Origin of the sequence: Streptomyces sp., from assembly GCF_050698815.1 — a bacterium.
Classification (GTDB): domain Bacteria; phylum Actinomycetota; class Actinomycetes; order Streptomycetales; family Streptomycetaceae; genus Streptomyces.
This window is the reverse complement of record NZ_JBOHCV010000038.1, coordinates 1-4489: the sequence shown is the minus strand read 5'-3', so window position 1 is coordinate 4489 and position 4489 is coordinate 1. Positions and strand designations below refer to the sequence as shown.

Sequence of the window (4489 nt, the reverse complement as noted above, 5' to 3'; positions counted from 1 at the left end):
GGCCTCCGGCCGGCTCGCCCCCGGACGACGGCTCCCCGGCAGCTTCGGCGCATCACGGCCCGTGCAAGCCGGTGCCGCTTCAGAACGCCCCGCTCGCCACCGCGCTCCGGGGGGAGGTGCTCCCCGGCCGGGCGCCGTGAACGGGCGGGCCGGTCGGCTCTAGGTGTGCTCGATCACCGTGTCGGCCAGCACGGGCGCGTCATCGCGTTCGACCGCGGTGACCGCCAACCGGACGCGTCCCGCGCCGTGTTCACCTTCGCCCCCTCCGTCCTTCTCCTCCCACATGCGGACGCGCAGCGTCTCGCCGGGGAAGACGACACCGGCGAACCGGGTGCCGTAGCCGCGCACCCGTGCCACGTCACCGCCGAGCACGGTGTCGACGGCCGCCTTGAGCGCCATCCCGTACGAACACAGCCCGTGCAGGATCGGCCTGTCGAAGCCCGCGAGCCGGGCGAACTCCGGATCGGCGTGCAGGGGGTTCCAGTCTCCCGAGAGGCGGTAGAGCAACGCCTGTTCCTCGCGGATGCCGCACCGCACCACATGGTCGGGATCCCTCTCGGGCGACGCCGGCCGTGCCGAGGGGCCGCGGTCGCCGCCGAAGCCGCCCTCTCCGCGTACGAAGAGCTGAGCCTGGGAGGTCCACAACGGACCGTCGTCGTCGGCCGCTTCGGAGCGCAGCACGATCACCGCGGCCTTCCCCTTGTCGTACACGGCCGCGACCCTGGAGGTCTGGGTGGCGGTGCCGGCGGCCGGCAACGGCCGGTAGGTCTCGACGCTCTGGCCGCCGTGCAGCACGGCGGCCAGGTCCACGTCGATACCGGGCGCGGACAGCCCGCCGATGACGCCCATGCCGCCTCCGGCGACGGTGGCGAAGCTGGGCAGCACGTGCAGCCGGCTCTCCAGGGTGTAGCGCAGCTCGCCGGGATCGGTCGCCGGCACGCCCGCGCCGAGGCCGAGGTGATAGAGCTGAACGTCCTTGTGGCTCCAGCTGATCCGGGTGCTGTGGGGCTCGGCTGCCACGGCCCGTTCGACGTCGATGGGCATCGCTCTTCGGCTCCTTCACACGGGTACGGTCTCTGCGACTGTACGTACGCACGAACTAACGGACGGACGGACTGCGTCACGTACGCAGATACGAGGCGCCGTTGAGGTCGAGCACGGTGCCCGAGGCCCACTGGGCCGCCGGCGAGGACAGCCACAGCACCGCGTCGGCGATCTCCGTGGGCTGGGCGACCCGCCCGTACGGGCTCTGGCCGCGGATCGCCTCGCCCTGCGCACCGGCCAGCCGGTGCGCGACGCGCTCCGTCTCGAAGAAGCCCGGCGCCACCGAGGCGACCGCGATGGCGTGCGGGGCGAGGGCGACGGCCAGGGACTGCCCGAGGGCGTGCACGGCCGCCTTCGTGGCGCCGTAGGCGGGGTGGTCGGGTTCGCCGCGGAAGGCGCCGCGTGAACCGATGTTGACGATCCGGCCGCCCCTGCCCCGCTCGATCATCCGCTGGGCGGCCTGGTGACTGAGGTGGGCGGTGCCCAGGAGGTTGACGGCGATGTGCTGCTGCCAGGCGGCGGTCCACTCGGCGAAGGAGGTGCCGGCGGGCGGGTGCGGTGTGTTGACGGCGGCGTTGTTGACGAGGACGTCGATGCCGTCGAGGGCCGCTGCCGCGTCCGCCACCAGCCGCGCGGCCTGTCCGGGGTCGGCGAGGTCGGCGCCGAGCAGCACATGCCCCTCCCCGGGCAGGCTCGCCAGGGTCTCGCGCGCCGCCTCCGGCCGGGTGCCGTAGTGCACGGCCACCCGGTCGCCGTTGCGGGCGAACGCCTGGGCCAGCGCCCGTCCGAGACCGCGCGAGGCGCCGCTGACCAGAACGCGGCGGCCGGTGGCGGGAAAGGGGGGAACCTCAGCTTCCGACGGCATCCGCGACCGCACGCTCCTCTTGCTCTTCCGACGGGTCGTGGCCGGGCTCGCGTTCCGCGCGCGGCAGCGCGAGGAGTATGAGTATCGCGCACAGCATGAGGATGCCGGCACCGCAGCGGAAGGCCAGTCCGTAGCCGGCCGCCAGCGTGGCCGGGCTGTCGCCGTTCCCGATCCGGGCGGTGGCGACCGTCGACAGCACGGCCAGACCGAGCGAACCGCCCATCGTCCGTGAGGTGTTGACCAGCCCGGAGACCAGTCCGGCGTCGCCGTGCGGCACTCCCGACATGGCGATCGAGGCGAGCGGGGTGCCGGCCAGTCCGGCACCGAGCGCCATCATGACGCCGGGGCCCAGTACGGTCGTCAGGAAGCCGCCGCCCGCGTGCATGCCGCTCTGCCACAGACAGCCGGCGCAGGAGATCAGCACCCCGGTCAGGGCGACGGTCCTGGCGCCGAGCCGCGCCATCAGCCGGGGCGCGGCCTTGGACCCGAGCACCACGCTGAGGGACTGCGGGATGAAGCCGAGCCCGGCCTGGACCGGGGTGTAGTGCAGCACGTTCTGCATGTAGAGCGACATGAAGTACCACATGCAGAACATCGCGCTGCCGCACACGAACATCGCGGCGTTCGTCGCCGACACCGAACGCAGCCGGAGGAGCCCCAGCGGCACCAGCGGGGCCGCCGTGCGGGCCTCGACCAGGACGAAGAGCGCGAGCAGCGCCAGTCCGGCCGCCAGCGGCACCAGGGCGGACGCCCCCGTCCAGCCCACCGACTCGGTCTGCACGATGCCCCAGGCCAGCGTGCCCAGCCCCGCGGTGACCAGCAGTGCGCCCGGCATGTCCAGCCGGCGGCGGGCCACCGTGCGGTCCCGCGCCTCCGTCACCCGGAGCGCGGCGGCGGCCAGCACCAGGGCACCGATGGGCACGTTGATCAGCAGTACCCAGCGCCAGGACAGCGCGCCCGTCAGTACGCCGCCGACGAGGCCGCCCGCCGCGCCGCCACCCGCGCCGACGGCGGTCCAGGTGGCGATGGCGCGGGTACGGGCCCGGCCTTGCGGAAAGGACGTGGTGAGGATCGTCAGCGTCGCCGGTGCCAGCACCGCCGCGCCCATCCCCTGCAGCCCGCGGGCGGCGAGCAGTTGCCACGGCTGCTGAGCGAACCCGCCCGCCAGGCTGGCCGCGGTGAACAGCGCCAGCCCCAGCAGGAACATCCGTTTCCGGCCGAAGATGTCGGCTGCCCGGCCGCCCAGCAGCATGAACCCCGCGAAGGTGAGGGTGTAGGCGTTCAGCACCCATTGCAGCCCCGCCGCGCTCATCTCCAGGTCGGTCCGCATGGAGGGCAGCGCCACGTTGACCACGGAGACGTCGAGCACGACCAGGAACTGCCCGGCGCACGCCGCCAGCACCACCACCCACAGGCGGCGTGCGGACGTGCCGCGCTCACCGCGCGATACGCCGGTGCCGACGCCGGTGCCGGGGGTGGGGGCCATGCCCGTCATGCTCCCATCAGTCCGGCGTCCCGCCCACCGGAATCGGGTGCGGGGGCGGGGAACCTTGGACGTACGACCGCAGCCCTGCACCCGGTCACGGTCCTGGTCCCCGGGACCGCCATCCGGGTGTCCGCAGCCGCGGATGCCCGCGTCCGCGGGTGCGAGCGGCGTGGGGCAGCATGGTGCGCGACGAGACACCGCCCGTAGGAGCGAGATGAGCCAGGTCAGCCAGGTCAGCCAGCCCAGCCGGGTCAGCCCGGCGCCCGCGCCCGGCACGCTCGCCGCGTTCGAGGCCGCGAAGGGCTTCATGCCGCTCGACGAGGGCCTGGCCCTGTACGCCGCCGCCGTGCGGGCGGCGGCCCTGGGACTGCCGCTGCTGGAGATCGGCACGTACTGCGGGCGCTCCACCCTGCTGCTGGCCGACGCGGCCCGCGCGGCGGGCGTCAGCGTGGTCACCCTCGACCACCACCGGGGTAGCGAGGAGCAGCAGCCCGGCTGGGATTACCACGACCCGGACGTGGTCGACCCCGAGGCCGGTCTGATGGACACGCTGCCCACCTTCCGGCGCACCCTGCACGCGGCGGGGCTGGAGGAGCACGTCATCGCCGTCGTCGGCCGCTCACCGCGCGTCGCGGCCGTGTGGGGCGGCGAGTTGGGCCTGGTCTTCATCGACGGGGGGCACACGGACGAGCACGCCACCGGCGACTACGAGGGCTGGGTGCCGCACCTCGCGCGGGAGGGGCTGCTGGTGGTGCACGACGTCTTCCCGGACCCGGCCGACGGCGGGCAGGCGCCCTACCGCGTCTACCGACGCGCCCTGGAATCCGGTGCGTTCAGCGAGGTGTCGGTGACCGGCTCGCTCCGCGTTCTGCGACGTACCGGCCCGGGAGCCGGAACGCCCCGGTAACCTCCCTGACGTGTCCTACCCGAGCTCGTCCCCACCGCCGAAACGACCACCCAGCACCCAGTGGGCGCCCGGCAGCGGAAGGTGGGGGCACCGGACGGGCAGACGGCTGGCCGTCGTGCTCGTGGCGCTGCTGCCGACGTGCTTGGCGGGCTGGCTGGTGTGGCAGTCGGCCGGCGGGCCCGCGGCG

4 protein-coding genes are annotated in these 4489 nt (G+C 74.0%); 1 reads left to right on the top strand and 3 read right to left on the bottom strand.

Annotated elements, in window-relative coordinates:
* Positions 1-159: 159 nt before the first annotated feature.
* The 3 genes from ACRDP3_RS01430 to ACRDP3_RS01420 form a co-directional block, all read right to left on the bottom strand.
* Positions 160-1044 (bottom strand): MaoC/PaaZ C-terminal domain-containing protein, encoded by an 885-nt coding sequence (locus tag ACRDP3_RS01430; RefSeq protein ID WP_431514942.1) that lies wholly within the window; start codon positions 1042-1044, stop codon positions 160-162.
* A 76-nt stretch (positions 1045-1120) separates the two neighbouring features.
* A complete protein-coding gene (locus ACRDP3_RS01425) occupies positions 1121-1909 on the bottom strand; it encodes an SDR family NAD(P)-dependent oxidoreductase (protein ID WP_431514941.1) in 789 nt (262 codons plus the stop codon).
* Positions 1893-3395, bottom strand: a complete 1503-nt coding sequence (locus tag ACRDP3_RS01420; protein WP_431514940.1) for an MFS transporter — start codon at positions 3393-3395, stop codon at positions 1893-1895. Before ACRDP3_RS01420 ends, ACRDP3_RS01425 begins: the two co-directional genes overlap by 17 nt.
* Positions 3396-3609: 214 nt before the next feature.
* On the opposite strand from ACRDP3_RS01420, the gene ACRDP3_RS01415 reads away from it, so the two are divergent.
* Positions 3610-4302, top strand: coding sequence for a class I SAM-dependent methyltransferase (locus ACRDP3_RS01415; protein WP_431514939.1), 693 nt, complete (start codon positions 3610-3612; stop codon positions 4300-4302).
* Positions 4303-4489 lie beyond the last annotated feature (187 nt).

Bases quoted from the DNA above. Each gene is read 5' to 3' on its own strand.
- ACRDP3_RS01430 (WP_431514942.1), bottom strand. From the start codon at position 1,044: ATGCCCATCGACGTCGAACGGGCCGTGGCAGCCGAGCCCCACAGCACC.
- ACRDP3_RS01425 (WP_431514941.1), bottom strand. From the start codon at position 1,909: ATGCCGTCGGAAGCTGAGGTTCCCCCCTTTCCCGCCACCGGCCGCCGC.
- ACRDP3_RS01420 (WP_431514940.1), bottom strand. From the start codon at position 3,395: ATGGCCCCCACCCCCGGCACCGGCGTCGGCACCGGCGTATCGCGCGGT.
- ACRDP3_RS01415 (WP_431514939.1), top strand. From the start codon at position 3,610: ATGAGCCAGGTCAGCCAGGTCAGCCAGCCCAGCCGGGTCAGCCCGGCG.